The 24,332-nt window shown below is 61.3% G+C and carries 28 protein-coding genes; 13 read left to right on the forward strand and 15 right to left on the reverse strand.

The features are described from left to right. Positions 1-144: 144 nt before the first annotated feature. Complete coding sequence (locus tag TUZN_RS08285) at positions 145-411, reverse strand: ribonuclease HepT family protein (RefSeq protein WP_013680512.1); 267 nt, start codon at positions 409-411, stop codon at positions 145-147. After that, positions 398-865, reverse strand: coding sequence for a hypothetical protein (locus tag TUZN_RS08290; RefSeq protein ID WP_013680513.1), 468 nt, complete (start codon positions 863-865; stop codon positions 398-400). Before TUZN_RS08290 ends, TUZN_RS08285 begins: the two co-directional genes overlap by 14 nt. Positions 866-1,215: 350 nt before the next feature. Here TUZN_RS08290 and TUZN_RS08295 point away from each other — a divergent pair, with 350 nt between their 5' ends. Together TUZN_RS08295 and TUZN_RS08300 are read left to right on the forward strand one after the other, a co-directional pair. Continuing rightward, on the forward strand, positions 1,216-1,683 hold the full coding sequence (locus tag TUZN_RS08295; protein ID WP_237698213.1) for a PaREP1 family protein: 468 nt from the start codon (positions 1,216-1,218) through the stop codon (positions 1,681-1,683). Between the two features lie 386 nt (positions 1,684-2,069). Beyond that, positions 2,070-2,531, forward strand: coding sequence for a PaREP1 family protein (locus tag TUZN_RS08300; RefSeq protein ID WP_013680514.1), 462 nt, complete (start codon positions 2,070-2,072; stop codon positions 2,529-2,531). A gap of 160 nt (positions 2,532-2,691) precedes the next feature. On the opposite strand, the gene TUZN_RS08305 is transcribed toward TUZN_RS08300, so the two are convergent. Beyond that, positions 2,692-2,976, reverse strand: coding sequence for a hypothetical protein (locus TUZN_RS08305; protein ID WP_148678631.1), 285 nt, complete (start codon positions 2,974-2,976; stop codon positions 2,692-2,694). 7 nt (positions 2,977-2,983) lie between these two features. Further along, positions 2,984-3,835, reverse strand: coding sequence for a hypothetical protein (locus TUZN_RS08310; protein WP_052886196.1), 852 nt, complete (start codon positions 3,833-3,835; stop codon positions 2,984-2,986). A 54-nt stretch (positions 3,836-3,889) separates the two neighbouring features. On the opposite strand from TUZN_RS08310, the gene TUZN_RS08315 reads away from it, so the two are divergent. Next, the gene (locus TUZN_RS08315) at positions 3,890-4,396 is read left to right on the forward strand and encodes a hypothetical protein (RefSeq protein WP_013680516.1); all 507 of its coding nucleotides are present in this window, start codon (positions 3,890-3,892) and stop codon (positions 4,394-4,396) included. Here the strand turns inward: TUZN_RS08315 and TUZN_RS08320 are convergent. The 3 genes from TUZN_RS08320 to TUZN_RS08330 are packed head-to-tail and all read right to left on the reverse strand — an operon-like array spanning position 4,393 to position 6,703. Beyond that, positions 4,393-5,295 (reverse strand): 3-methyl-2-oxobutanoate dehydrogenase subunit beta, encoded by a 903-nt coding sequence (locus TUZN_RS08320; RefSeq protein ID WP_013680517.1) that lies wholly within the window; start codon positions 5,293-5,295, stop codon positions 4,393-4,395. The genes TUZN_RS08315 and TUZN_RS08320 overlap by 4 nt on opposite strands. After that, positions 5,292-6,443 carry a transketolase C-terminal domain-containing protein gene (locus tag TUZN_RS08325; RefSeq protein WP_013680518.1) on the reverse strand — a complete coding sequence of 384 codons (1,152 nt, stop codon included), beginning with the start codon at positions 6,441-6,443 and terminating at the stop codon, positions 5,292-5,294. The genes TUZN_RS08320 and TUZN_RS08325 overlap by 4 nt, the downstream gene beginning before the upstream one ends. Beyond that, on the reverse strand, positions 6,440-6,703 hold the full coding sequence (locus tag TUZN_RS08330) for a 4Fe-4S binding protein (RefSeq protein WP_013680519.1): 264 nt from the start codon (positions 6,701-6,703) through the stop codon (positions 6,440-6,442). Before TUZN_RS08330 ends, TUZN_RS08325 begins: the two co-directional genes overlap by 4 nt. A gap of 231 nt (positions 6,704-6,934) precedes the next feature. Here TUZN_RS08330 and TUZN_RS08335 point away from each other — a divergent pair, with 231 nt between their 5' ends. Further along, positions 6,935-7,483 (forward strand): 2-oxoacid:acceptor oxidoreductase family protein, encoded by a 549-nt coding sequence (locus tag TUZN_RS08335; protein ID WP_013680520.1) that lies wholly within the window; start codon positions 6,935-6,937, stop codon positions 7,481-7,483. On the opposite strand, the gene TUZN_RS08340 is transcribed toward TUZN_RS08335, so the two are convergent. Then, complete coding sequence (locus tag TUZN_RS08340) at positions 7,480-10,149, reverse strand: glycoside hydrolase family 57 protein (protein WP_013680521.1); 2,670 nt, start codon at positions 10,147-10,149, stop codon at positions 7,480-7,482. The genes TUZN_RS08335 and TUZN_RS08340 overlap by 4 nt on opposite strands. Before the next feature lie 109 nt (positions 10,150-10,258). On the opposite strand from TUZN_RS08340, the gene TUZN_RS08345 reads away from it, so the two are divergent. Genes TUZN_RS08345 through TUZN_RS08355 form a run of 3 tightly spaced genes read left to right on the forward strand, consistent with a single transcriptional unit; the run spans position 10,259 to position 13,454 of the window. Further along, the gene (locus tag TUZN_RS08345; protein WP_013680522.1) at positions 10,259-11,731 is read left to right on the forward strand and encodes an extracellular solute-binding protein; all 1,473 of its coding nucleotides are present in this window, start codon (positions 10,259-10,261) and stop codon (positions 11,729-11,731) included. Further along, entirely contained in the window at positions 11,731-12,612 is an 882-nt protein-coding gene (locus TUZN_RS08350; protein WP_013680523.1) for a carbohydrate ABC transporter permease, read from the forward strand. Before TUZN_RS08345 ends, TUZN_RS08350 begins: the two co-directional genes overlap by 1 nt. Beyond that, on the forward strand, positions 12,609-13,454 hold the full coding sequence (locus tag TUZN_RS08355) for a sugar ABC transporter permease (RefSeq protein ID WP_013680524.1): 846 nt from the start codon (positions 12,609-12,611) through the stop codon (positions 13,452-13,454). Before TUZN_RS08350 ends, TUZN_RS08355 begins: the two co-directional genes overlap by 4 nt. Here the strand turns inward: TUZN_RS08355 and TUZN_RS08360 are convergent. From TUZN_RS08360 to TUZN_RS08375, 4 genes are all read right to left on the reverse strand, one after another. Continuing rightward, the gene (locus TUZN_RS08360; protein ID WP_013680525.1) at positions 13,451-14,842 is read right to left on the reverse strand and encodes a nucleotide sugar dehydrogenase; all 1,392 of its coding nucleotides are present in this window, start codon (positions 14,840-14,842) and stop codon (positions 13,451-13,453) included. The genes TUZN_RS08355 and TUZN_RS08360 overlap by 4 nt on opposite strands. A 79-nt stretch (positions 14,843-14,921) precedes the next feature. Beyond that, complete coding sequence (locus TUZN_RS08365) at positions 14,922-15,773, reverse strand: ABC transporter substrate-binding protein (RefSeq protein WP_013680526.1); 852 nt, start codon at positions 15,771-15,773, stop codon at positions 14,922-14,924. Position 15,774: 1 nt separating this feature from the next. Further along, positions 15,775-16,728 (reverse strand): DUF711 family protein, encoded by a 954-nt coding sequence (locus tag TUZN_RS08370; RefSeq protein WP_013680527.1) that lies wholly within the window; start codon positions 16,726-16,728, stop codon positions 15,775-15,777. 17 nt (positions 16,729-16,745) lie between these two features. Further along, entirely contained in the window at positions 16,746-17,642 is an 897-nt protein-coding gene (locus tag TUZN_RS08375; RefSeq protein WP_052886197.1) for an N-glycosylase/DNA lyase, read from the reverse strand. 52 nt (positions 17,643-17,694) lie between these two features. On the opposite strand from TUZN_RS08375, the gene TUZN_RS08380 reads away from it, so the two are divergent. After that, positions 17,695-18,069, forward strand: coding sequence for a 6-carboxytetrahydropterin synthase (locus TUZN_RS08380; protein ID WP_013680529.1), 375 nt, complete (start codon positions 17,695-17,697; stop codon positions 18,067-18,069). Here the strand turns inward: TUZN_RS08380 and TUZN_RS08385 are convergent. After that, positions 18,057-19,136, reverse strand: coding sequence for an NAD(P)-dependent oxidoreductase (locus tag TUZN_RS08385; RefSeq protein ID WP_013680530.1), 1,080 nt, complete (start codon positions 19,134-19,136; stop codon positions 18,057-18,059). The two genes, TUZN_RS08380 and TUZN_RS08385, sit on opposite strands and share 13 nt — an antisense overlap. Between TUZN_RS08385 and TUZN_RS08390 the strand changes: the two genes are divergently transcribed. The 4 genes from TUZN_RS08390 to TUZN_RS08405 are packed head-to-tail and all read left to right on the forward strand — an operon-like array spanning position 19,114 to position 21,851. Next, positions 19,114-19,398 carry a MoaD/ThiS family protein gene (locus tag TUZN_RS08390; protein ID WP_052886198.1) on the forward strand — a complete coding sequence of 95 codons (285 nt, stop codon included), beginning with the start codon at positions 19,114-19,116 and terminating at the stop codon, positions 19,396-19,398. The genes TUZN_RS08385 and TUZN_RS08390 overlap by 23 nt on opposite strands. A 50-nt stretch (positions 19,399-19,448) precedes the next feature. Beyond that, the gene (locus TUZN_RS08395; RefSeq protein WP_013680532.1) at positions 19,449-21,293 is read left to right on the forward strand and encodes an aldehyde ferredoxin oxidoreductase family protein; all 1,845 of its coding nucleotides are present in this window, start codon (positions 19,449-19,451) and stop codon (positions 21,291-21,293) included. A 25-nt stretch (positions 21,294-21,318) separates the two neighbouring features. Further along, positions 21,319-21,609: a ubiquitin-like small modifier protein 1 gene (locus tag TUZN_RS08400; protein WP_013680533.1), complete on the forward strand. Its 291-nt coding sequence runs from the start codon at positions 21,319-21,321 to the stop codon at positions 21,607-21,609. A 47-nt stretch (positions 21,610-21,656) separates the two neighbouring features. Next, complete coding sequence (locus TUZN_RS08405; RefSeq protein WP_052886199.1) at positions 21,657-21,851, forward strand: ribbon-helix-helix domain-containing protein; 195 nt, start codon at positions 21,657-21,659, stop codon at positions 21,849-21,851. Here the strand turns inward: TUZN_RS08405 and TUZN_RS08410 are convergent. Next, positions 21,841-22,713: a fumarate hydratase gene (locus TUZN_RS08410; RefSeq protein ID WP_013680535.1), complete on the reverse strand. Its 873-nt coding sequence runs from the start codon at positions 22,711-22,713 to the stop codon at positions 21,841-21,843. The genes TUZN_RS08405 and TUZN_RS08410 overlap by 11 nt on opposite strands. A gap of 107 nt (positions 22,714-22,820) precedes the next feature. On the opposite strand from TUZN_RS08410, the gene TUZN_RS08415 reads away from it, so the two are divergent. Beyond that, positions 22,821-23,432: a FumA C-terminus/TtdB family hydratase beta subunit gene (locus TUZN_RS08415; RefSeq protein ID WP_013680536.1), complete on the forward strand. Its 612-nt coding sequence runs from the start codon at positions 22,821-22,823 to the stop codon at positions 23,430-23,432. On the opposite strand, the gene TUZN_RS08420 is transcribed toward TUZN_RS08415, so the two are convergent. Further along, a complete protein-coding gene (locus TUZN_RS08420; protein ID WP_013680537.1) occupies positions 23,422-23,907 on the reverse strand; it encodes a GNAT family N-acetyltransferase in 486 nt (161 codons plus the stop codon). The two genes, TUZN_RS08415 and TUZN_RS08420, sit on opposite strands and share 11 nt — an antisense overlap. Between the last annotated feature and the right edge of the window lie 425 nt (positions 23,908-24,332).

Here is a 24,332-nt window from a genome sequence, read left to right on the forward strand (position 1 = left end):
ATAAATAGATTTTGGCTATTATTGGTTTTTACCGGCTTCTTTTAGTAGTAGATTTACTAAGGTTGAATAGCCACGCGGTAGTTTCGACTCTCTTCCCAGTGGCGAGCGTTTCTAGGTCTTCGGCAAGCGCCGTGCCTTCGGCCTTCATGGCGTATGAATATTTTCCGCAGTCTCCCTCCTCCAGGAGGCCTCTCTGTGGAGCGCGTCGACGCACCGCAACGGCGTCTCGACAGACCTCCCGAGAATAGAGCAAGTGTGCAGGAGGTAGTCTATGGCGGCTTGTGCGTGGATTTGCAGGGCGTGGAGGACGCCGTACAGCTCAAAGACGTCGTCGAGCGCCGCTCCCCTCTCCACCGCCTCGTCTAGTAGCTTGACGTGGGCCACCACCTCGATGAGCCTATCGTGGAGCATCGCCCGCAACCCTGCCGAGCAGCGTCTCGGTGTAGCCGAGCTTCTCCCGGGATAGGAAGAAGTCGTAGCAAATCCCCACGGCCCTCACCAGCATCTCCCGCCCCACCTCGTCTTGGTACAGCAAAGCCCCCGTCCTCAAGGCCTCGTACAGCAGGAAGCAGTTCACGTCGCCGGGGTCGTCGACGACGTAGACGTCCGCCTCGGCGCCGGCCGCCTCCTCCACGGCCTCCATGACCCTCAAGGCGATCTCGTCGCCGTCGGAGCCGGGGTCGGCGAAGACCACTAAATCCACGTCGCGCGGGTTCTCCCTCCTCAGCGCCGAGCCGAACAACAAGACGAGCCGAGCCCCCAGCTCCCCCCACCTCACCCCCTCTAGACGACGCGCCACGTACAGACACAACACAGATATATATTTGAGGACGTCTAGCCTGCAGAGATATAGGCCGCGCCTCACGGGAAGTTGCCGCAATTTTTCAAGAGCTTGAGGCGCTAACAGTGCGGAGTTCGAGTTTCCTCCTAGCCAGCCACGAAGCGGCCAGACCCCTGTACCTTGTCGACAACGCTAGAGCCGTAGGTGTGTGGAGCGCGTGTCGCCGAGCTGCACAGCACTGGCGGCGCGGAAGCTTCCCGGATCCTCAAGGCGTAAACTTCGCCGGACTTGAGGAGCGGCAGAGGAGATAGAGCTGGGTTGCCAGCGCAAGGGGTGCATCGCGCACCATAGTCGGCAAGCTCTCTAAACGGCGGAGCCTCCACGGAACGGCGGCGCCGCCCTTTAGCCTTTTAAACACTAAGTAATGTTTATATGTGGAGTTGTCAAAGCCGTGGCTTGATTTAGAGGGGTATAAAAAGACGCGGATGCTGGAGGCTGAATACGAGGCCGAGCTGGCTGAGAGGTTTCTCCGACAGGGCCTTGTCAGAAACGCGGCTGGCAAGGCGTTCCAGGCGTGGAAGGCCTTGATGGGCGCCATGCTTGCCGACAAGGTTGCCGAGCTGGAGCGGCTCTATCCAGGATCCGTGGAGATTAAGGAGGGGAGGAGAGTTAAAAAGGCCTATTGGATACTCGCCTTAGTCCCCACCACTTTGATGAAAGAGCTCTCGCAGTTGTTGGGCCGCGAGGCCGTCCTCGCCACGTCTCTAGCCCTCCAAATACATCAATACAACGGGCCGGATAGAGAGGGAGTTTTAAGCCCCTACCGCAACGAGGAGTCGGCTAGGGGGGACGTCCAGATATTAATCGATATTGTGAAGGAGTTTCTAAGCCGATATAAGTAGGCGTAACGCCCCCAGCCTCTACGGCCCCGCGTCGGATGGGAAGCGGCGAGGCGTATCGGCGAGGCCGCGCCGACCGGTCCCATACCTGCCCCGAACTGCGGGTCCCAGCGCGTCGCCACCGGCAACATAGGAGGAACAGCGGGGGCTGTCGGCCGCATTTAGGCGTACCGTTGCGGAGATTTGGGGCGTAGCCGTGTGAGGGGCGCGCTGGTGCGCCGGCGGGGCCGGCTGGGTCCCCGTGCGGGCTCCGGGAGGCGACGGCGCGTCCGGCGGAGACTCCACGGGCTTCCCCTATGGCCGAGACGGCGCGGACGGCCCCTCGCAGTGCGGACGTCGCGTCTCGAGGACGCGGCGGTGGACATTTAAGCCGGTTTCCAACTACGTATGTGGAGCTCTCGCGCGAGGTGGCGGAGATCGTGAAAAAGGCGGCGGGGGGCCGCGACCCCGAGGAGTTCCTCGTCGAGCTGGTGGCGGCTAGGCTTGACCCGCCTCAGCGGGTCGAGGCCTACTTGGCGCTTCACGAGAAGTATCTTAGGGAGGCGGAGGAGCTTTACAGAAAGGGCGATCTGGCGCAGGCCGGCGAGAAGTACTGGGGCGCCGTCACGGCGTTACTAAACGCCATAGCCGAGAAGCGAGGCTGGGAACACTACAGCCACCGAGACTACGCCGTCGCGGTAGAGAGGCTGTACGAGGAGACGAAAGACCGAGAGTTGATAGTTGGTTTTAGAATGGCTGAAGGCCTCCACGCCAACTACTACCACAACTTCATGAGAAGAGAGGGGTTTGAGCTACATAGAGAGGCTGTGCTGAAGCTGGTGGAGAAGCTGATGGGTCTTCTGGCGCGTTGAGCGGTCGAGTTAGCGTATCCGGGATGGGCTTCGGCCCGTGTGGACAAGGTGTGGAGAGCCGGCTCTTGACCCGCTGGGCGGGAGGGGCGGCTGGGAGGCCGCGCCGATGTGTGGGCGGCAGTCCGGCGAGAGGTCGGCGCGCGTCTCGGCTACGCCGGCCTCAAGCGCGGCGGCCGTTCTGCGGGGCGGGCCGCCCTCGCCTCAAGGCGGCGTCTCTGAGCTTGTCGTACAGCCGGCGCTGGTCCTCCCCGCACACGGCGGCGAGCTTCTCGGCTAGGGAGAGCAAGTCGGACGGGGTCGGCTCGACGTCGAAGGTCCCCAGCGGCGTCTTGACCGCTAGCCTTCCGCCGGCCGCCTCCGCGACGCACTTGTCCACGATAGTGGCGCGGTTTTTAAAGCCCCTGTCCTGCGCGGCCCCGCCGGCGTGCGGCCTGCTGGTTGCCACATCCCGGCTACGGCGCCTCCAGGTAGCCGTATACTCTGGGCGTTCTGGGCTTGGCGTTGACGTTTACGAGCACGCCGCGCCGCAGCGTGGCGGGGATTTTCCTGTCGAGGACCGCCTCCTGTCCCTTTACGGCGGCCAGAGCCCTTATCCCGCCGAGGAACGCGTGGGCCCTGTCCGTCTCGGCGGCCCACTTGAGCTTGACTGCCTTGAGCCGGTCTCGGAGGGGGATCCCCTTCTTGACGAGGGCGTACGTCTCCTTGAGCTGGTCGGCCTCTATGCCTCTGAGCGCCAGCCCCACTCTGGCCCCCGGCGCTACCTCTTCTTGGTCTTCGTCGAGCACTTGTATGCTCCTGATGTCGACTTCCGCCCCGCTGGGGAGCGCGACGAGCTTGTCGTGCACTCTGACGCCTGTGTACGCGAGCCCTATGGCGACGGGCCCGACGCCGCGCACGTTGAAGGCCTTCTCGACGTATACGTACCCGAGGTCTTCCGGCTGTCTGTCCGCCTCCTCGAACTCGCCGGGCTCCAGCCCGAGCTCGCCGAAGTATTTGCGGAACGCGGCGGCGTCGAGGGCCATCGCCCTTCCGGGGACGCCGGAGGCGCTCGCCAGCAGGGCCAGCTCGGCGGCCTCGGCGTTTATCTCCCCCACGTAGAGGTAGTAGTACGTCGACAGCGTGAGGCTTTCGGCGGCTTTGAGGAGGTCTCCCCGCCTGGGGACGAGGACTGTCCTCACGGCCCCCTCCAGCCGCCTGTAGAAGACCCCCTCTTCCTTCCCCTCCCTCTTCCCGAGCCTCTCGGCTATCTCGACGGCCTTCGCCTCGTCGTTGGACAGCACCGCTATTATCGACCCTCCGACCACGCCGCGCGGCCTCAACAACTATAAAAACATATAGCCCTGGGCCCCCCTCCCAGTGTGTCCGAGGATGTGAGGCCTATCTTCGCGAGGGCTTTCTTCAACATGGACCCGCTGGGCTCTGTGTCTCAGTACATGGTCTTCTACTACAGGGATCCGAAGGCGTACTACGCGGGGCTTTCCCGGGAGGCGCTCAAGAGGGAGCTGGAGGCCGTCAAGAGGAATATGCAGTCGTTTCTGGACGAGGAGGCCATCTCGATAAACGGGAGGAGGGTCGAGGCCAGGGTGATCCACGTGGACATTGGGCTGATCGCGATCGACCTGCCCTACATCACTTTCTTGATCAAGTTCAGGGGGGAGCTCCGCAGGGGGCTCAACGTCTACGAGGACGTGTACGAGGAGGAGGTGGCGGAGTACCCGTACGAGTTCCTCTGGTCTCTTCCCGGCAGAGTCGTGAGGGCGGCCATGGCGGGCGACGTGAGGATTCACGGCTCTCTCCTCTCGGTGCGGGTGCCTGCCGGGACTAAGGTGGGGGGTAGAGAATCTATAGAGTTCTATATCGATTAGGCCTTTGCGGCTTGGGCGAAGCGCAGGAGGAACTGCCACTTGCGGTCTATTTCCTCCTCCATCTGCCTTATCTGGTCCTCCGTCAAGTGGGCGTACCTCCCCTGTAGCTTGAGGTACTCGACCAACGGCTTTCTCCTCTTCTTGTCCACCAGCGCGGAGCTCGGCGGGTTGAGCTTGAGCTCGCCGTTGTCGTACTCCCAGAGTATGAAGACGCCGGTCTCCACGGCCTTTCTGGCCACCTCGACGGTCAGCGACGGGTCGAAGAGCCAGCCGGGGGGACAGGGGGCGAAGAGGTGGATGAACTTGAAGCCCCTTATCTCCGACGCCCTCTTTATCTTGCGGTAGAAGTCTTGCGGGTAGGCTATGTTTGCCGTGGCCACGTACGGCACGTTGTGGGCCAGCAGTATCAACGCCACGTCTTTCTTGGCCTCCTTCTTGCCCGTGGGGGTCGTCGTGGTCCACGCGCCTTTCGGCGTCTCGCTACTCCTCTGTATGCCGGTGTTCATGTAGGCCTCGTTGTCGTACATTATGTAGAGGACGTCGCTGTTCCTCTCGGCGGCCGCGCTGACAGCGGCGAAGCCTATGTCGGCGGTCCCCCCGTCTCCGGCCCACACGACTGCCTGTCCCTTGACGCCCAGCTGCTTGAAAGCCTCCGATATCCCCGTGGCCACGGAGGCGGCCGAGGCGAAGGGCACGTTGAGCACCGGCATCCCTATGCCGGACTTGGGGCCCAGCCCCTGCACGACCGAGGCGCAGCTGGCCGGTATCGACAGCACGGCCTCCTCGCCGAGGGCCATGCCGAGTATCTTCCAGCCTATCATCATGCCGCAGCCGGCGCAGGCGGAGTTGCCGGGTAGCACGTACTTCTTCTTCGGCAGTAGGTCTATCCTTACGGTCATAGCAACACCACGCGGTCTCCGTACTCGCCCTCGACGGCGTGTTTGACGGCTTTCTTGAACTCGTCGGCCTTGAAGTCGACGCCCGCCAGGCCGGCCAGGACGTTGACGACCTTGTCGCGGCCCAGCACCGACGCCACCTCCCTGCCGAGGATCCCTCCGGCTGGCGTTATGTCGCGGTCGAACACGACGACCTTATCCATGGCGGAGAGCTCGGCGATCTCCTCGTCGGGGAACGGCCTGACGAAGCGTATCCTCATGAGGCCGACGGGCATGCCCTCGCGGCGCAAGCTCCTGACGGCCTCCTTTGCGTCGCCGCACCAAGCGCCCATGCAGACCACGGCGTACTTCGCCCCCTCAAGCCAGAGCCTCTCGACAGCCCCTCCGTATTCGCGGCCGACGAGCTTGCCGTACTCGGCGTCTATGGCCTTGACGAGCTTCTTGGCCTCTTGGTGGGCCTTGTATATGTTCTTGAGGTGCTCGGCGTGTAGCCTGTCGTCGGCGGGGAGGTTGCCCATGGTCACCGGCTCGCCGGGCCTCAGCCTCATGGGCAGGTCGGGGTTCCTCGGCGGCAGGAACTCGTCGACTATTTCCTGGGGCGGAAGCTCCACGGTCTCGACGGTGTGGCTCAACACGAAGCCGTCTAGCCCCACGGCCACGGGGACGTAGGCGCTTTCGGCCAGCTTGAAGGCCTGTATCGTCAAGTCGAGCACCTCCTGGACGTTGGAGGCCATGGCGATCGCCCACCCGGTGTCCCTTATGGCGAGTATATCGTTGTGCTCGTCGTGGATATTCCAGGGAGGCCCCAAAGTCCTCGTGACCACGGCCATGACTATCGGCGCGCGGCTTCCGGCGGCCCACCACAACATCTCGTACATGTAGAAGAGCCCGTGGCTGCTCGTGGCGGTGAAGGAGCGGGCTCCGGCCATGGCGGCGCCGTAGACCACCGCCAGCGCGGAGAACTCCGACTCGACGTTGACGAAGCTGGCCTTGAGCTCGCCCTTGGCGACGAACTCGGAGAGCTTCTCGACTATGGTTGTCTGGGGGGTTATGGGGTACGCCGCTATTATCTGGGGCCTGGCCAGCTTGACCGCGTGGGCGACTGCGTAGTTGCCCGTGAGCGCGGTCTTGGTTACGGCCAGCGCCTTCATAGCCCCGCCTCGGGGACCATCTCTATTGCCTTAGTCGGGCACTCGTGTGCGCATATGCCGCACCCCTTGCAGTAGGTGTAGTCTATCTTTATCTTCTGGCCCTTCTCCCAGTCTATCACGGACTCGGGGCAGTAGAGCCAGCATATGCCGCAGTCTATGCACTTATTGAGGTCGACTACGGGCCTCAACGTGCGCCAGGTGCCGGTTATCCCGCCGGAGCCCGGCGCGGGCCTTGATACGGGAACCAACGCGAGCCCCACGAAGGTTAGAACGTGTTGAGTATTTATGTTTTATATATAGTAATATAGAGATGCGGCCCGATAAGTCTTCTGGATCTATTACATAGGCGTCCGAAGTCCGTTGTATATTTTTTCTTGATATAGGGGTTAAATATGTATAGTTAGATATATTTACTTAGTAAAATATGTCCGAACGACGCGCCGTTGCTATATAGGGCTATAAAGGTTATTAAGTTGTGCTTTCGTACTCTCGTGATCGAGGTGGTCTTCTTCGGGAGGGGCGGCATGGGCGCTGTGACGGCTGCCCAGCTCCTCGCCCGCGTGGCGACTATCGAGGGGAAGTTCGGGCAGGCCATACCAGAGTTCGGGGCGGAGCGGAGAGGCGCCATAGTCCGCGCCTATCTGAGAATCGACGACAAGCCCATTGAGGTGCACTCGGCGGTTACGGCGGGCGACTACGTCGTGGTTCTCGACGGCCGTATAATCGCCCAGACCAACGTGAAGGCTTTCGGCAAGCCGAACGCGGTATACATAGTGAACTCCAAGGAGGAGGCCCCCTGGTATATAGCCATAGACGCTACGTCGATAGCGCTCAAGCACGGCTTGGTGGCGGCCGGCTGGCCTCTCGTGAACATGATAATGGCGAGCGCCTTCGCGGCGGTGAGCAAGGCGGTGACCATAGAGGGCATAGTCAAGACCATCCCCGAGTTCGTGCCGGCTAGGGCCGCCAAGGCGAATATAGAGGCGGCTAGAGAGGCCTACGAGATCGTGTCGAAAAAACTGCTGGCCTCTAAGGCCTAGCGCCTCCTTCTGGCGAGCGCCGCCGTCAGGGCCGCGACGAGGGCGGCGAGGACGAGCGCCGTTAGGTACGGCGCGTAGGCGGCTCCGGCCGCCGCGGATGGGGCGGGAGACGTGGCTGTTGTAGTAGGGGCGGACAGCGTCGTGGCTGGCGGCGGGGTCCACGCGGCTATCTTGAGCCCGCAGGGGGAGGGCGGCACCACGTAGCCCGGCACCTCGTAGACGTCGGCGGGCAGATACACGTCGAGCTCGGCGGCCTTGACGCCAGCCAGGGGGATCTCGTTGAGGCCCGGCTTTAGGGCGACCTCGTAACATTTTCCGCCTGCGCCCAGCGCCAGCCTTATGGGCATGCCTAAGCCGTTGTCGACGAGGAGCGCGGAGCCGTTCTGATAGGGCCCTATGGAGATGGGGACGATCTTGGCTATAGACTCGTTTATGGTCTCCAGTATGGCGTCGGCGTATATGATGGGCTGGAGGCTGAACCAGCCGGGCCCGAAGTTGGGCGGCCCCGTCTGCCAAGTCCAGTCGCTGCCCTCGGCCACGTAGAGGTAGTTCCAAAGAGTCGGCAGGAGCCCGGTGGAGTTGGGGATGCGGGCTGGGTTGAGCTCCACGACGGGGGATTGGCGGCCGCCGAGCGCTTTGGTGAAGGCCACGAGGTACTCTCTGGCTAGGGCCACGGCGCGCCATATGGCTATTTTGCCGGGGTAGCCGTTGTTCCAGTTGTTGAGGTTGAGTGCCCACGAGCTCTCGGGGAGGTTGGTCACGGCGTATTTGGTGTGCGTAGCTATGGCCTGCGACACTGTCTGCGTCACCAGCCACTTGCCCGAGTACTGCGAGAGGGCCTCGTATATGGCGTAGAGGTCCCTCGGGCCTGTCATGGAGTTGAATATGAGCGGGTTCTCGCCGTCTAGGGCGACCACGACGACGGCGCCGGGCTGTTTCATGTAGACCTTGGCGAGGTACTGTATCAGTAGCTGCTTGACGAGGTTGGGGTCGCTGAGTGTGAATAGGTAGAACGAGAAGAGGTTGGAGAGGTCGTCGTCTCTGAAGAGCGCGTATATGTAGTGCCCCTCGCTGTCCTCGACGACGTAGGGCACGTAGGGGTTCTGGGAGCCGTTGATGTAGGTGGCAGATGGCAGGAAGGCCTGGGCGTCGAGCACCGTGCAGTTCAAGCCGGCCTCTTGGTAGAGGTGGACAAGGCCCATGTTGAACGCCATCTCGGGCGTCCAGACGCAGGAGGCGTTGACCCCGAACACCCTATACGTCATCTCCTTCCCCATCAAGAGTTGCGCCAGCAGGTCGTCGGCCCACCCGTTGTCGTACTCTATGGCCTCCAGCGGGTGGTAGAAGGGCACCGTCAGCACCTCGATACGCCCCTCGGCCGCCAGCTCTCTGTATAGGTCCAAGGTCCTCTTCACCGCCTCTATGTCGTAGGTTATGTTGCCGGGGTAGTAGCCCAGGTACTTAAACCCGCCGGGCCCCTCGGCCAGAAGGGCCTCCCACTGGTAGAGGAGCACCGGGGTGAAGTCTATGGATACGTTGACGTTGAATTGGCTGAGCAACAGAGCCTGTAGCTCGTAGGACCCGACGTATCTGCCTCCCCACTTGAAGTCCTCGCCCGTGTGTAGCGGGACCCAAGGCATTGCCCAAGTCCCGTTGGGCTCTACGTAGAGCGGCTGGTGCATGTTCCACACTATGACGAGGCTGACCGGCGGCTTCCCCGTCGTGTTCAGAACATAGAACTGCGGAAGCGTTGTGTTGAGCAACGTGGCGTTGCCGACGGCGACGGCCAACGACGGGGTGTATATCCCCTGCGGAATGTCCACTGTTAGGGTGAAGTTGACGTAGTTGAGGCCGCGCTTGAGCGCCGCCCTCTCCGCCATCTTGAGAGGCCCTATGGCCAAAGTCACAGTGGCGTTGACGGGGCCGGATGGGTTCTGGAGGCCTATAGATATGTGTGCGGTCTCGCCCACGACGTAGACGTACCTATCGTAGGGGTATGCGGCGCTCAGCGACAACGGGGCGCACGCCACCTGGGCCGCGAAGTTGGAGCCGTTTTTCGAGATCCAGAGCCCCGTGGAGAGGTCGTGGTAGACCCACTGGACCCACTGGCCGGGCTGGAAGGGCCCCACCACGGCGGTGTAGTTGCCCCACAACGGATTGTACTCCATTACCACGTCGGCCACGTTGGCCCAAGGAAGCCCCGTCTGGGGCCCCGAGGTCAAGCCGTAGTGTATCGCCATGACGTCGGGGGCCCGCCCGACGGCGGTTATGAGGAGGCTACAGTTGGGCAACACCTGCACCGAGGTCGCCCCCAAGTTCGGCGGATTCACCTCGACGTTCCAGTTCCAGAAGGGCGTCCCCTCGTAGTTTATCCAGACGCCGCTGGTGGCGTCGTAGAAGACGAAGGCGACCCAAGTCCCGTTCTTGAAGGGCCCGATAGTCGCGGTGTAGTTCGCGCCGTTCCACACCATCGGAGTATCGTTGACGACGGTCCAGGGGCCTTGGGGATACGGCTCTACGCCCCAGTGGAGGAGCACCTTGTGGCCCTGCGGTATCCCGGCTATGTAGACCGTGATGTAGCCGCTGGGCGATACGTAAAAGGCCACCGAGTATTGGGCCCAGGCCAGGGCCGAGATCGCCAGCAGGAGGAGGAGCCACGCTTTCATGGACCTCAACGAACGTTCACGTAAAAAATTTTCAACTGGCTATATGCCATGCGTAGAGCGACGAGCGGTCAGGGGGAATTGTTAAATATAAGTTGTATGTAGTACTTACATGAAGGGCTTAAGTAGAACAGTCTCCATAGCTATCGCGGTTGTTGTGGTGATAATCATCGCCGCCATCGCCCTCTATTACGCCACAAAGCCGGCGCCGCCCCAGACATCTGCGCCCACCACGTCGGTGGTGACCGTCACGACGACAAGCACGCCGCCCACCACGCCTCCGTTCAGCCTGAGCTCCCTCCTCAACCCCGACTTCGTCTGTAACCAGTTGCTCGGCGGCAAGACCGTGACCATATCTGTCTGGGACACATACGGTTCTACCGAGGACCAAGCCTTTAACGTCACCCTCGCCTCCTTCACGCAGGCATATCCATGTATAAAGGTGCAGGTCACCCGCGGGGTCGGGATAGCCACCGCGAACTTCGTCTCGGCCGCCAAGGCCGGCCAGGCGCCCAACGTCTATAGGGATACCAGCGACGACGCGGGCAAGCTGTTCGCCGGAGGCCTTCTGCTCAACGTGAGCCAGTACATCAACCCGGCCGACATAGAGGCGGCGTATATCCCCGTCGCCGTCGAGAACTTCATGTTGGGCAACTCCATCTACGGCCTTCCCGACAACGTCAACTACATCGTGATGTACTACAACAAGAAGTTCCTGAACGACTCCCTGACGCAGAAGATGTTCGGAGTGAACGTAGATCAGCTCAACACCAACCAGCTACTCCAGCTGTGCCAGTACATAAACTCCACTTATAAGGTCTGGTGCATCGCCTACGGCGCCGGCCAGGAGTGGGGCTATAGGTTCGCCGCCTGGTTCACCGGCTTCGGCGGGCAGATATTCGACGCTAAGGGCATGCCGCACCTCAACTCCACGGCCATGGTGAAGGCCGAGGAGTTCTGGTACAACATGACCTACGTCTGGAAGTACAACGCGCCCGGCGTGACGCCCAGCCTGGAGCAGCAGCTGTTCACGCAGAACATGACTGCCATAATATTCGACGGGCCTTGGGATCTCAAAATATACCAGAAGGCGCTGGGGCCTAACCTAGGCGCGGCGCCTCTGCCCATAATATCCATGACGGGTAACAGGGCGGCCCCGTTCATAGGCTCGACGGGCTGGGTCATAGCCTCGCCGCAGGCCAGCGGCGCCACGAAAGAGCAGATATACGCGTCGCTCGCCTTCATAGCCTACGTGACGAGCAAGGAGGCTGAGATGAACCTCTGGAATTTCGCGGGCGATCTGCCCGCCCAGAAGCAGGCGTACGACACAGTCATGGCTCTGCTCAGCTCCGGCGGCCTCCAGCCCGCCTACATGAACGACGTCTATAAGGGCATATTGGAGCAGGCGCAGTACGGCCAGAAGTTCCCCAACATACCGCAGATGGGCTTCTACTGGCCGTGCTTCCACCAGTACTTCACCCTCTACTTCGCCAACAAGACCATATCGGCCGCGCAGGCCGCGCAGGAGATGGAGAGCTGCATGATCTCCAACATGCAACAGGCCGGCTTGATGCCGTCCTCCTAATGGCCTACAAGAAAACAAACTTTTTCAACTATCTTTATATTCTCCCTGTAGTTATTCTTGTAGCTTTTCTTTATTTATATCCAATAGCATATACTGTATATATATCTTTTACTAATTTTAACCTGTACCACTTCTTCGAGTACCAGTGGGTGGGGCTCTCCAACTACATAACCGTCCTCACGGGCGGGACTTTCTGGCAAGTCTTGGCGAACACTGCGATTTGGACCGTCGGGAGTCTGGCGCCTATGATAGCCGTCGGCTTCCTCCTGGCCTTGATCTTGAACCAGAAGGACTTGAAGGGGCGCACCGTCTTCTTCACGTTGCTCCTGGTGCCTTGGGCCTTCCCCGCGTTCATATCGCTCATAGTGTGGCAGGGCATGTGGAATTGGAAATACGGCATAGTCAACAAGGTCTTGGCCATGTTCGGCATAAGGCCGATAGACTGGTTCGACATAGTGCCGATGGCTTGGGTCATGCTCATACTCACGAATCTGTGGCTGTCCTTCCCCTACTACACATCGGTCTTTCTGTCCGCGTTGCAGAGCATACCCGAGGAGCTCTACTCCATAGCAGAGATAGACGGGGCGAGCCGCCTCGCTAGGTTCAGGTACATAACGCTCCCGTTGATGAGGAGGACCATAGCCTTCGTGGCCATAGGGGGCTTCACCTTTACCTGGAACAACTTCTACCCCATATACATACTGACGGGCGGAGGCCCCGGCAACGCCACCAACATCTTGGTGGTCTACGCCTATCAGGCCGCGTTCAACAACAGCCTCTACAACTTCGCCGCAGTCTACTCGGTGATAGACGCCGTTATACTGATAGCCATGGCCGTCATAATGCTGAAATACTCTGGCGTGTTGGAGGCTATAACATGAAGGTCTGGGACGTCCTCCGGCTCGGCATATCGTACGTCATACTGGCCGTATCCGCCGTCATAGCGGTCTTCCCCATCTACTACATAGTGATAACGTCCCTCAGCGATATACCGACCATAGCCTCGATAAGCGTAAACAGCTTGATACCCCAGCCCAGAGGGCTGTCTCTGGAGGCCTATAAGGGGATACTCTTCGAGAACCCGTTCTTCCTGTGGTTGAGGAACAGCCTGATACTGGCAGGCTCCACCGTCGCCGTGACGATCCTGCTGGCGTTCTTGTCGGGGGTGGCGTTGTCGAGGCTGAACGTGCCGGGGAAGAGAGCCTTGATGGTGACGGTCTACGTGCTCACTTTCTTCCCGATGACTGTGACCGTGTTGCCGCTGTATCTCATGTTCGCAACGCTCCATCTGATAAACACGTACTACGGGCTGATACTCGCCTACTCGAGCGGGACGTCGATATACGGGGCGTACCTCGTGAAGCTGTTCGTGGACTCCATACCGAGGGAGTACGAGGAGGCCGCCATGATAGACGGCTTGTCGAGGTTCGGGGCCTTCATGAGGATCTTGCTACCGCTGAGCAAGCCGGTCCTCGCCTTTCTGGGCCTCCTGGCGTTCATGGGCGCCTACACCGACTACGCCATGGCCAATGTCTTCATAACCAGCAGCAATATGTGGACGTTGACGTTGGGCATGTGGTACCTCTCCTTCATAAACAGATCGACGCTCTACAACGTCTTCGCCGCATTCGCCGTGTTGATGGGCATACCCATAATGGCCGTGTTCTTGGCGTTCCAGAGATACCTAACGAGGATGTACACGATGAGCGGGGTTAAGGGCTAGCAACGCCTCCTGGACTCCTCCTGGACGGGGCTCCGCCTCTCCACGGGCCAACGCCCTCCGTCTATCGAGTATATGGGCATGTCGGCCTCCAAAACGCCGCGGGCGTCGACTATGACGGGCCTCGCCATCAGCTTCGCCAGCTCGCTGGCCTTTACCCTATACGCGCTGTGGTCGGTCGCTATTAAGGCCAGGGACGCTCCGGCCAACGCCTCCTTCAAGTCCCCGGTCAGCCTTATCCCGAGCTTCTCGACTACCCGGTCGCGCTTGACGTAGGGGTCGTGCACCACTATGTTGGCCGGCCTTATCCCGAAGTCGAGGAGCCCCTGCAGGACGTCGTAGGTGGGGCTACGCCGCGTGTCGTCCACGTCGCCTCTGAAGGCCAGGCCTAGCACGGCTATCTTGGCCTCCGCGGGGTTTACGCCCTCTCTGATCATGGCCTTGACGGCGGCCTCGGCCACTCTGAAGGGCTGGGCCTCGTTCTCGGCTCTGCCCAACGCTGTCAGCGGCAGCTCGACGCCGAGCTTCTCGGCAACCCACATGAGGAAGTAGGGGTAGACGGGTATGCAGCTGCCGCCCACGCCGGTGCCCGGCTTGTGGACGTGGCTGTAGGGCTGGCTGTTGGCGGCCGCCCTGGCCTCCGCGAAGGAGATGCCGAGGGCGCTCGCCAGGCGGGCCATCTCGTTGGCCAGCGCTATGTTCAAGTCGCGGTAGACCCCCTCGAGCAGCTTCTCGAACTCAGCCGCCTTCACCGACGAGAGCTTAATCACGCCCTTCTTGGCTATCTTCCGGTACAGGGCCGCGGCCTCCTCGGCGCTTCTGGGCCCGATGCCGGCGACTATCTTGGGGTAGTTCTCCTCTATGTCCTTGAGGGCATGCCCCACCATGACCCTCTCGGGGCTGTAGGCCAGGTAGAAGTCGTCCTCGGCGGTTAGGCCGGACTCCTCCAGCACAGGCCTCACCACCTCCTCGGTGGTGCCCGGCGGGACGCTGGACTCCACGACGACTAAGTCCTCCCGCTTCAGCCCTTGGGCTATGGCCTTGGCGGCGGAGACTATGGCGGAGAAGTCCACCTCTATGCTGGGCCTAGTCGCCGTGAGGTACACCGGCACGGTGACTATCTTCACCTTGCTCTTTATCGAGGCTACCTCGCCGTCGGTGGTGACCTCCATCCTTCCCGACTTTATAGCGTCGGCCACGGCGCGCCTCACGTCCTCCTCGACGTACTCCACCACGCCGTTGGAGAGCGCCGCGACCCTCTCGGCGTCTACGTCGACTCCTATGACCTTGGCTCCGGCTCTAGCCCAAGCCGCGGAGAGGGCCAGGCCGACGTAGCCGAGCCCGTAGATGGCGACAGAGAGCTCCCCTCTCTCCAATAGATCCGCCAGCATGGGGGCTCAACGCAACCAAGCTTATAAGCATGGAGCCCTTCCCGCCGGCGGGCCCCGACATCGCGGGGCGGCCCCGCCCTCAGAGGTACGGCCGGTACCAGGGATCGCCTAGGGCGGGCCTCGACACGCTGGAAGTGCCGGCGACCAGTGGGGCCCGCGAGGCCACGACGTCTCTGACCAGCGCGAGGTCTAGCGGGAGGCTTGGTCCGTAGTGCGCCAACGTGTCGTTGGGGACCGCCACCACCTCGCCCCTAGAGCAAGCCCTACACCTGGCGCGTCTAATCCAGGCGGTTTCCTCGGGCCTCGGCTGCCTTGTCTTGCCCTCGTAGAGCACGAGGGCCGGGTCGACCCTCTCCACCAGCTCCACGGCCTTCTCCAGAGGCCCCAGGAAGTGGTAGACGCAGTGGATCCTCCTGCTGTACCTTATGCCCACGGCGTCGAGGGCCGCGGCGGTGAAGGACTCGGCGCAGGCCACGTCGTAGCCCCCCAGGTAGAAGACCGCCAAGGCGTCCTCCGCGAGCGGCGCGCCTTTGAGCAGATCCCTGTATACGCCCGACACGTGTTCCCCCGCCTCGTCGGCGTCGAGGAGCCTCGACACGAACTTGAAGTTGCCCAACACATCGTCGATGCTCGTAGGCGTCTCGACAACCGCGACGGGGGCTATTCTGTCGAGGGCCTCTACGAGATTCTTCTGAACTGGGTAGTAGGCTATCACTAGATCCGGCTTGACTCCCTCGACCGCGCCTAGGTCGGCCGAGGTGAAGGACCCCACGTGCGGTATCTTGAGGGCGTCCCGCGGCCTGTAGGAGAATACGTCCCTCCCGACTAGCCTGTCTCCGAGGCCGGCGACGAAGAGGAACTCGGTTATGGACGGGTTGAGGGACACGACGCGGCGGGGGACGTAGTCTACAGGTCTAGTGAGCCACGGCATGTCAAGGCCTCAGGACGGGCGTCTTGCCGAAGCCCGGCACGTCGAAGTACTGGCCGGAGGCCGGGAAGACCCTCACGCCGACGGCTCTCCCCTTGGACTTCGCTATGGCCTCCAGATCGAGCAACATTCTCCTCAAGGCCTTCTCGTCGGCTTCTATCGGGACCATGTCGAGGCCCGCGACACACGTCGATGTGTAGGACACGAGCTTCTGGAGGTCTAGGGCCCCTCCCTCGACCAGCCTCTTCAACTCCTCGTCCTCCGCCAGCGGCAGCATGACCTCGCTGAAGCCCACTAGGCGGACGCCGGAGGACCAGATTGCCTCATTCAAGGCTCTAATGGCGGAGTGCGTGCCCCACGCGCCGACCCTCACGCCGAATAGGCGCTCGATAGCCCTCGCCACGGACCTCTCGCCCCAGGGGGATAGGCTCCCGTCTACGCCGAGGAAGCGCTCGCCTATGGACGACGCGAAGGCCTCCCCCAACCTCTCTGCCGAGCCCAAGACGGCCGCAACGTCGTCGAGGGATTCCAGATCGTCGGGGTAGAGGAGCGACAGCGCGACGCCCTCGTTCTTCACCGCAGTAGCGGGGTAGTAGGGCGAGTCGTAGACTACGCCCCCCAGCAAGAGCGCCACGTTTCTGGCCAGATGGGGCTCGCCCTGTTTCTCCACCCTCCTCAAGAACTCGAGGTATCTGTCTACGGAGCTCACGGCGGCGAAGACGCCGTAGGTCCTCACGAGCTCCTCCAGATCGTCGCCCTCGTAGATGCCTATCGCCGCGTACTCCACGCCCAGCTCCTCCAACGCCTTCAACGTCTGCCTGACGCCCTCCCTCGGCGGGGTGGTCACGGAAACCCTCACGGTCAGCGGACGCAGCTTCTTGGCCGCCTCTAGGAACCGCGAGATCCTCTCGGGGTCGAAGCCCCACTTCACGTTCAAGGCGACTGCTCTGATCTCCATGAGGGAAATGGGGGTGTTTAATAATACCAGGTCAGCTGGTGGGAGTGCTCTGGCGGGTACTGGCCGAGGCCGTTGGCCTTGCAGACAGACCTAAAGGGGCACTGGCCGCACTTCGGCGCCTCTCTAGTGCATACGCGCCTCCCGAAAGACCACAAGAAGTCGTCTAGGGTGAACGGGTCGACGCCCGAGAATTTGGCCACCAGCCTCCACGCGAGCTTCACCTTCTGCCGCACCTCGGCGTCCTCCTCGCGGCTCAGCTCCAGCCCCTCGAAGAGCTGGCGGTAGTCGACGTCGGCTATGCCCAGCCTGTAGGCTATCCTGGATAGGTGGTTGTCGACCGGCACGTCGAAGTTCTCGGGGTCCTTGAACTTGACCAAGCCGCGTCCGTCCAGGAACTTGGCCAACAACAGCGCCTTCTTACCCACGGGGTCCTCGTATGCTCTGATTCGCCTCAGCCTCTCCACCATCTCGGACACGGCGTCCGGTATCAACGCCTCGAACCCCCCTGCGCGTAGGGCCTTCTTGCCGAGATCCCGCAGTAGGAACAGCCTGACGTGGAAGTCCCAGACCTTGAGATCCCCTATCGAGAAGAGGCGTTCGGCCTCCCTAGGGGTCAGCTCGGCCAGCCTCTCGGCCTTGAATAGGCCCTCGTCGTAGGCCTTCCTGCCGAGCCGCCACAACGCGTCGGCCCCGTGGTAGAACTCGCCGTCTATATACCCCTCGAAGGGCCCCAGCGGCGTGGAGGTCCTGTGGTCGACCGCCACCATCGCGGTGAAGAACGCCAGCTGGTCCTCCCGCGGATCGGATCTAGGGGGGTATAGGCGCCCGTCGTCGTAGGTGTCCCTCCTCAAGCCGAGCCTCCCCGCTATCTCGGCCACTGCCCGCGCCTTGTCCACGTCCACGACTACGTCCACGGCCGTGCGGCGGCTGTCTTTAAAATATTTATAGAGGGGGCGGCGAGCCGCCGTGCGTCTCTGCGTCGTGGCCCGGGGATCCATCTCGGTGGCCCACAAGCCCTCGTTCTCCGCCCTCAAGGGCACGCTCCACGGACACGACTACGTAATCAGGGCGGCCGTCTGCGGCCCCGACGACGTGGACTACGTCGTGGACGCCGACGAGCTCCAGCGCAGGCTCTGGTCGCTACTCGCCGAGATGGACGGCAAATACCTCAAGTCCAGCCGCGAGGGGGAGGCCCCCGAGCCCTACTACGAAATACCGTGCGGGCCCGGCGGGGTTACCGGCGAGTGCCTGGCTAGATATATAGCTAGGCATCTCGGCGCCACTTGGGTCGAGGTCTGCGAGGGGGGCCTATCGACTCCCTGTTTCTACTACGGCCCTTGACGCAAGGCGGCCCTCAGCCGCGCGTCCGCCTGGGCCAGCTCGCTGGCGGTTACGGACCTCCACAAGGCGTTGAACTTCACATAGCCGGCGGCCCTCTCCAGATAGATCTCTCTCGGGAAGTCGCCGCCGAGAATCTCCTCGAGGACTCTGGCGGCCACCCGCGCTATTGCCTTCCTGTAGGTGCCCGCCCTCGCCAGCTGGCCGTACGCGTCCACGGGCGATTGGAGGCGCAGAGCGCCGTAGGGCCCCACGAGCGACATGAGCCTCCCCAGCTCGCCCAGCTCGCCGGAGCCGTAGAGCTCGACCGCGGCCAGCTCCTGCGGCACGCCGGCCTTCGTCATGAGCTCGAAGGCGACCTCTATGGCGGCCAGCAGAGACGCCTTGAGTATCTGCTCGCCTAGGAGATCCGCTAACGCCTCCTCCCTCGCCGAGGCCTCCACGGCGAAGCCGCCTTGCTTGAACGCGCCGGCGCCGTCTGCCACGGCCAGAGCCACGTCGAGCGCGCTCCCCGAGACGTCCTCAACCACGCCGACGACCGCCGCGTACCCTCTGCCTTGCAGATACCTGTCCCTAATCGCGGGGCCGGGCGCCTTGGGCACGAAAAGCGCCACGTCGACGCCGCCCGGCAGTTGCAACAGGCCGTAGGCGGCCGGAAAGCCGCTGGTCAACACGAGGGCCTTGCCAGAGTGGAGGCCGGGCAGGACCTCGGTCCTGTAGATCTCGGGGGCCGCGTCGTCGGGAAGCGCCAGCACCACCACGTCGCCCAGCTCGGCGGCCTCGGGTATAGGCCTCGGCTCCAGCCCGTCGGCCTTGGCCCTCCTCGCGTACTCGCTACCGAGCAGATCGCCCACTAGGACAGAGAGGCCCGAGTCTCTGAGATTCAGAGCGATGGACCTCCCCACGTTGCCGTAGCCGATCACGGCCACCGTCTTGCCCCTCAACAGCTCGGCGCGCCCTTGCTTGAACACCCTCACCATAGGGCCGTAGGGGCGGCCCTTTTTAAGAAGCCCTCTATTGTATTTTAGGAGGCGCCTTGCAACCTCTATGCGGGTCAAGGTGAGGATCATGGCGCCGCTGTACTTCGGCCTAGATTCGGTCGACCAGATCTCGCTTGATCTAAACCTAGAGGACGGCTCCGTCGTGGAGGACGTCGTGAATATACTAAATAGAATTTATCCTGGCTTTAAGAATAAAATTATTAAAAATGGAAAAGTAATAGAGATGCACGATATATTGGTAAACGGCAGATCCATAGATTTCCTGGACGGCTTGAGGACGCGCCTCAAGGACGGCGACTCGATCCTCATAGTGTCTCCGTTCGGGGGATAAATATCAATCTATAGATAAATAAGCATTTAAACATATATATTTTTCTATTCATGGCGATATTCAGAATAGCTAGAATAGATCTCAAAGCCGAGAAGGTGACCGAGGAGGTGTTCAAGGACGATCTTCTGAAGAAGTTCCTGGGCGGCAGAGGCCTGGGCTCCTACCTGGCCCTCAAGGAAATACCCAGGGGAATAGATCCCCTCTCGCCCAGCAACAGGCTGTACATATTCGCCGGGCCTCTGTCGGCGATGGCGAACCTCTCCACCAGCCGTGTCACGGTCGTCACGAAGTCGCCTCTCACGGGCTCCATAACCCACTCCAACGCGGGCGGGAACTTCGCCTACTGGCTGAGGAAGTCTGGCTACGACGGCCTCGTCATAGAGGGCGCGGCCGAGGATCCCGTCTACGTGGTGGTCAAGGACGGCGACGTGGCTATAAAGCCGGCGAAGCACCTCTGGGGCAAATGGACCGGCGCGGCGATAAAGGCCATATTGAGGGAGAATGGGTTCCCCGAGGAGGAGAAGGCGGCCGGCGTCGCCGTGGTGGGCCCCGCCGGGGAGAACTTGTCGAGGATAGCGGGCATCAGGATGTCCGACTACGAGCGCTTCGCCGGGCGCGGCGGGGTCGGAGCAGTCATGGGCTCGAAGAAGCTCAAGGGCATACTTGTCTGGGGCACGCGCGACTTGCTTAAGGACGTCAAGGACCGCGCCAAGTTCATAGCTGAGTCCACCAAGCTCGCCCAGCGCCTCATGTCGGGCCCCACGGCGAAGGCCCTCCACATATACGGCACCAACTTACTAACGGCGGTGATAAACTCGATAGGGGCCTACCCCGTGAGGAACTTCGAGACGGGCTACGCCGAGGAGGCCGACAAGCTGACCGGCGAATACATAAAGAAGAACTACGTCGTGGAGACCCACGCCTGTATGATGTGCCCCATCGGTTGCACGCAACACGTCATGGTCAAGTCCGGCCCCTACAAGTTCGTCGGCAAGGCCAAGTACGAGTACGAGAACACCTGGAGCCTCGGCGCCAACATAGGCCTGTTCGACCCCGAGGCCGACCTACGCCTGCAGAAGCTAGCCAACGAGCTTGGGTTCGACACAATCTCGCTGGGAAACACCTTGGCCGCCGCCGTGGAGCTGGCCAAGAAGGGGAAGCTGAAGCTCGACGTGGATTGGGGAGACGCTGGGGCGTTGGTCGACTTAGTCATAAGGACGGCCAACAGGAGCGATATAGGCGACGATCTGGCAGAGGGAGACTACAGGCTGGCGCTGAAGTACGGCGACCCCAGCGCCTTCAAGGGCTCTAGAGGTCAGGGGCTTCCGGCCTACGACCCGAGATCCCTCAAGGGCTTCTCGCTCTCGTACTTCACCGCAAATAGAGGAGGCGACCACCTGGAGGCCTACTCCCCGACTTGGGAGGTCCTCGGCGTACCCGAGAAGGTGGACCCGCTCTGCGAGACCCCCGAGTGTATAGAGAAGCAGGCCAGGATCGTTATATATGCCCAGCACTTGATGGCCCTCACCGACTCGGTGACTTACTGCAAGTTCGCCACGCTAGACCGCGAGGGCATATTCGAGAAGGACCTTGCGCACCTCTTCAACCTGGCCTACGACTGGGACGTCACGCCGGAGGACATGCTGGCTATAGGCGAGAGGATATTCAACGTGGAGAGGCTGTTCCACGTGAAGGAGGGCAAGTGGGTCAAGGACGAGCTCAACCCGCACTTCAGGAACCCCATACCCACGGGCCCCGCCAAGGGCCACTCCTCGGCCAAGATGTTCGACGAGGGGATAAAGATATACTACAAGCTCAGGGGCTGGGTCGACGGAAAGCCCACGTACGATACCTTGAAGAGGCTGGGCCTCGAGGAGTTCCAGTACCTTCTGTAAATAAATCCCGGACGGTTTTTCGGACATGATCGTCAAGGTTAGGTATTTGGCCACCCTCTACGACTTGATGGGCGTCATGAAGGAGGCCGTGGAGGTCCCCCAAGGCGCCACCGTTCGCGATCTGGTGAAGATAATCGACGAGAGGCATGGGGGTAGGCTGTCCAGGGAGATCCTGGACGGCGACAGGCTGAAGGACGAGTATAATATTCTGGTCAACGGGCGCGCGGTCGACTACTTAGCGGGCCTCGACACGAGGCTGAAGGACGGCGACGAGGTTGTCTTCATGCCGCCGGTCGGAGGAGGTTGCGTTAATTAGAGGGGCTTCCAACGTAAACTTTATATTTTTCTAATGCCGAAAGCTCGGTGGGGGAGCGGAAGCGCATGAGGCTAGTGTCCTTCAAGATCTCCGAGAGGGTGGTGAGGGGCGTCGACATGTTGGTCACTAAGGGCATATTCGTGACGAGGAACGAGGCCATCAGGGCTGCCCTCGACATGTACTTCGAGGGGACCGCCAAGAGGTGGCTCGAGATGTACAATAGGCGGAAGGCTAAGTCTTGACCTCGTACCTTCCGTCGGGCCAGACTGTGGCCGTAGCCCTGCGGGTGGCCCAACAGCTGAAGACTATCGCCAGCGCGAAGGTGGCCGGGTGCCTGTAGGCGTACTCTATATGTACGTCCAGCGCAGTTACATCGCCGCCGACGCCGTGCGCCCCTAGGCCAAGCTTGTTTATGGCCCTTAGGAGGGCCTCCTCCATCTTGGCCACCTCCGGGTTCTGGTTCCTGGAGCCCACCGGCCTTAAGGTAGCGGCCTTCTTCGCCAGCTTGGCGGCCGCGTCCAGCGTCGGGCCTATGCCTATCCCCACTATCACCGGCGGGCAGGGCATGGGCCCCGCGTCTATCACAGACTCGAGGACTATCTTGGGTAGCTCCTTGAAGGCTACGCCGGGCGGGAGGACCATGGCCTTGCCCGGCAGCTCCGAGCCGCCGCCCTTCGGCACGTAGGTGAACTGGAGGTAGTCGCCGTCGAACAGCTCTACGTCGAACACAGGGACGCCGAGCCCGGTGTTGTCGCCGGGGTTCCTCTCGGTGAAGGGATCCGCGGTGTTGGGCCTAAGCGGGAGCTCCTTGGTGACCTGCCTCACGGCGTCCGTGAGTATGGACAATACCTTGCTCCTGATGGGGAACCCGTCCCCCAGCTTCACGAAGAAGGTGGGCACTCCCGTGTCTTGGCAGACGGCCGACGTGGCGGACGTCGCGAGCTCTATGTTCTTCAGGATGGCCCCTATCTGGACCCTCGCCGCCTCCGACGACTCGGCGTCGTAGGCCCTCCTGAGCGAGCCCACTACGTCGAGCGCGGGGGATATGCTGGCCTTGACAATGGCCTCCTTGGCTGCCTTGAGCACGACCTCCTCAAGGTCCATGGCCTCTACGGTGTTCGAGTAGAAAAATATTGTTGAGGCGGCCCGTCTAGGCCTTTTTAGGCTGGATGCGACAGAAAAACGTAAATTCCTCCTGCCGCCGTACGTATATGGCGACCTACAGGCTGAGGACTCCGTTGAGGGACGAGGACGTGGAGAGGCTTCGGGTCGGCGACACGCTCTACATCTCCGGCATTTTGGTGAGCGCCCGCGACGCGGCCCACGCCAGAATGCTCGAGTACTTGAAGGAGGGGAGGCAACTCCCCGTCGATTTGAGGGGCGGTGCGATATACCACGCGGGCCCGGTTGCCAAGAAGGAGGGCGACAGCTGGAGGATAATCGCCATGGGCCCGACGACGTCGGCGAGGATGGAGGCGTTCGAGGCCGACGTGATAGAGAAGCTCGGCGTCAAGCTGATAATAGGCAAGGGCGGCATGGGGAGGAGGACCGCGGAGGCCATGAAGAGGCACAAGGCGGCCTACGCCATATTCACCGGCGGCGCCGGGGTCCTGGCGGCCCGCGCCATAAAGAGGGTCGTAGACGTCCACTGGCTTGACCTAGGCATGGCCGAGGCCATGTGGGTCCTGGAGGTCGAGGACTTCGGCCCTCTGACAGTCATGATAGACCCGACCGGTTACAACTTCTACGACGAGGCGAGGGAGAAGATGAGGGCTAAGGTGCCCGAGCTGGTCAAGGAGCTCGGGGAGGTCTTCAAGGCGTAGCAACCAGCTTGAGGGCCGCCACGCCTCTGAGAGCCCTCTGTCTTAGGTTAAGCCTCACAGTGCATATAACGCCTCTGCAGACGACCGAGGCGCCCAGCCTCCTCGCTATGGACAGAGCCTTGAGGTTCTCCCTATAGATCTCGGCCTTAACCACGTCGAACCCCAGCCGGGGCAGAAGCTCGGCGAATACCTCGGCTATCTTAGTCCCGTACCCCCTCCCCTGGAGCGAGTCGACGACGACTATGCCGGCCTCTGCCTCGTCACCGCAAGGGGTCACGTCGACCAGCGCGACCGGCCTCCTGCCCTCGACGACTAGAAAGCTCCTACCCCCGCAGGACCACATGTAGCTGTATATGCTCGCCGGGTCCCTCACGGCCGCCAGGAAGCGGAGATATCTGCTCTCCTCGCCGACCGAGGAGTAGAACTTGGCCACTTCGTCGTATCTGCCCGTGATCTCGTAGAAATCCAGCTCCACGACCGTCTTTACGTTTTTAACTTAAAAATTTTATTCCACACAGAAGTGTATCAAAATATATAAAGATACTTTGGTATTTTTCTTTATGTATACTTAGATAGATAGAAAGTAAATTATATAGACAGATAAAATATACTGTAACTCTATGAATAAAGGCGGAAGCGCGGCTACGGCCGATATAGATCTGTTAGCCGATCGCCGCGGTAGTAGAAATCCGAAGCCGCGTATCGCGGGCCGCCACGCTCAGACTATAGGCCGAGGCCGCGTCGAATACCGCCGCGGTCCGCTACCTAGATATGACGGTTTGTTTTTACGGCCGCAGGCTCCCGCATAATTTATATATATTTGAGTTCTTTCACCCATCTCTCCGTATTGTCTTGTAATTGTTATAATATTACGAGTCGACTATAACTATACCACCAAAA

This window comes from Thermoproteus uzoniensis 768-20 (assembly GCF_000193375.1).
In the GTDB taxonomy this organism is placed as follows: Archaea; Thermoproteota; Thermoprotei; order Thermoproteales; family Thermoproteaceae; genus Thermoproteus; species Thermoproteus uzoniensis_A.

Coding starts and splice junctions, on each gene's coding strand:
- TUZN_RS08360 (WP_013680525.1), bottom strand. CDS start 14,842: ATGCTGGCGGATCTATTGGAGAGAGGGGAGCTCTCTGTCGCCATCTAC.
- TUZN_RS08365 (WP_013680526.1), bottom strand. CDS start 15,773: ATGCCGTGGCTCACTAGACCTGTAGACTACGTCCCCCGCCGCGTCGTG.
- TUZN_RS08340 (WP_013680521.1), bottom strand. CDS start 10,149: ATGAAAGCGTGGCTCCTCCTCCTGCTGGCGATCTCGGCCCTGGCCTGG.
- TUZN_RS08415 (WP_013680536.1), top strand. CDS start 22,821: ATGGCGACCTACAGGCTGAGGACTCCGTTGAGGGACGAGGACGTGGAG.
- TUZN_RS08320 (WP_013680517.1), bottom strand. CDS start 5,295: ATGACCGTAAGGATAGACCTACTGCCGAAGAAGAAGTACGTGCTACCC.
- TUZN_RS08350 (WP_013680523.1), top strand. CDS start 11,731: ATGGCCTACAAGAAAACAAACTTTTTCAACTATCTTTATATTCTCCCT.
- TUZN_RS08410 (WP_013680535.1), bottom strand. CDS start 22,713: ATGGACCTTGAGGAGGTCGTGCTCAAGGCAGCCAAGGAGGCCATTGTC.
- TUZN_RS08385 (WP_013680530.1), bottom strand. CDS start 19,136: ATGATCCTCACCTTGACCCGCATAGAGGTTGCAAGGCGCCTCCTAAAA.
- TUZN_RS08325 (WP_013680518.1), bottom strand. CDS start 6,443: ATGAAGGCGCTGGCCGTAACCAAGACCGCGCTCACGGGCAACTACGCA.
- TUZN_RS08395 (WP_013680532.1), top strand. CDS start 19,449: ATGGCGATATTCAGAATAGCTAGAATAGATCTCAAAGCCGAGAAGGTG.
- TUZN_RS08400 (WP_013680533.1), top strand. CDS start 21,319: ATGATCGTCAAGGTTAGGTATTTGGCCACCCTCTACGACTTGATGGGC.
- TUZN_RS08390 (WP_052886198.1), top strand. CDS start 19,114: ATGCGGGTCAAGGTGAGGATCATGGCGCCGCTGTACTTCGGCCTAGAT.
- TUZN_RS08355 (WP_013680524.1), top strand. CDS start 12,609: ATGAAGGTCTGGGACGTCCTCCGGCTCGGCATATCGTACGTCATACTG.
- TUZN_RS08370 (WP_013680527.1), bottom strand. CDS start 16,728: ATGGAGATCAGAGCAGTCGCCTTGAACGTGAAGTGGGGCTTCGACCCC.
- TUZN_RS08285 (WP_013680512.1), bottom strand. CDS start 411: ATGCTCCACGATAGGCTCATCGAGGTGGTGGCCCACGTCAAGCTACTA.
- TUZN_RS08345 (WP_013680522.1), top strand. CDS start 10,259: ATGAAGGGCTTAAGTAGAACAGTCTCCATAGCTATCGCGGTTGTTGTG.